This is a genomic window from Priestia sp. P5_B4, from assembly GCF_056400385.1.
In genome coordinates, this window is record NZ_JBFULJ010000852.1 from 1 (window position 1) to 1639 (window position 1639).

General features: G+C 41.8%; 1 protein-coding gene. It reads right to left on the bottom strand.

All coding sequences use genetic code 11. The features are described from left to right. Positions 1-784: 784 nt before the first annotated feature. The coding region (locus AC1DRF_RS26685) for a DinB/UmuC family translesion DNA polymerase (RefSeq protein ID WP_477742154.1) at positions 785-1639 on the bottom strand (855 nt) is incomplete at its 5' end.

The following is a 1639-nucleotide window of genomic DNA, read 5'->3' on the forward strand; positions in this document are numbered from 1 at the left end:
GTCTATCACCTACTCTTATGTTGATTTTTGGTGACCTTTTGAGTCTTACCAGAATCCATGCAAGATTAKATGAGAGTTCAGTTCCTCCAATATAGGCTTGTGGCTGTTCCTCCAGTTCCATTACAGAACCTTCTTGGGTCGTGCCACTACTCTCACTACTATTAAGAATACTTCCCTCGGGTGCCCGTTTCATATTCAACTATATCCGCCGATAGAGATTGCTCTCAACGTTAGTAGCTTTCGACGTTCCGTTCAAACTATCATTATTTTAAAGGTCATATGACTTCCGATTTAGGTGCTTGCTATACCACGTGCCTAGCTCCGTTGCCTATAACAACGTTAGGATTGTCACAGCTTAAATTATTCCAATCCGTTAGACAAATCTTATTTTCAGATTCCGAATCATTTCTGACCCGTCACAATATCGAGGCGTACATTCGCAAGTTCGTCAGTGTTTACACATTCTCACCATGTCGGTTGACAGCATACAATACTTTATCAGTTCCATTTGGTTTATTATTCCGAATGGCTTTCGGTTGCCCTGTAGGGCACTTCGGATAGTGATTGCATTTTTTACCCTGCTTCCAACATCACGCTACGCCTAGCGTATGCTGTCGGGAATCTCACTGGGAGAGTTTCAGGTCGTTACCCCTTCATTCCTCTCACTTGTCTGAACAGTTATCCTGTTCTTGTAACCTTGACTTATTTCTTTAAAGAACAGTCATCGTTTGTCGCTTAAAACGTTGTAATACCAACGTTTAACTTAGACGATAACGTCTCGCGCTTATGCTTTATGACCTCCTAAAAGGCCGTTTCGATAACGAGCTGTTGAATGCTCGAGATGGCTTGAAGCTCGCAGAACGCTATTCTTCCCATAACGCATACGAATTTCATCAATCGTTTYAGCAAGGGCATAGGCTCTTTCGCGCTGGTCAATATCTTCAAATAAGCTCATTTGCTCTTCTTCTTGAATAAGGGTGTTCGATAAAGAAATTCCAATCGATCGAATGGGCATTCCGCTATCAAATGTGTGTAGGATGGTTAAACAATAAGGGAAGATATCTTGACTTAAATTCGAAGCTCGCTCCATTTTCTTTTGCCTCGAGAAACCTCCACCTGTTTGTTTGCTGTAGCCAATGGATAAATGAATAGTATGTGCCACGACTTGATGCATACGTAAACGAAAGCACACATCGTCTAACAGTTCTAATAGCAGCAATTCCACTTCTTTTCGATTTGTATARTCTMGAAACAGAATTTGACTCTTYCCGAATGAWCGAGAGCTCGGAATATACACGTCAGAAATGCGACTAAAATCAATTCCATTTGCATGTTGGTGGATTTCCTCTCCTAAGACACCAAATTCTTTACGTATCATCTCTACAGAAGAAAGAGCGAGTTCTTTTATGGAGTGAATGCCCAAACGATTTAAGCGTCTTTCCGTAGCAGACGAGATTCCCCAGAAATCCTTCATTGGGTGAATCGACCATAATTTGAAAGGAATATCTTCGTATCGCCAATAAGCTACCCCTGTTGTGCTATTCTTGGCCTCATGATCTAAGCTCACCTTAGCCAGTAAGAGATTCGGACCTATGCCTGCAGTAGCTGTCAGCCGTGTTTTGCGATAAATCTCGTTGAT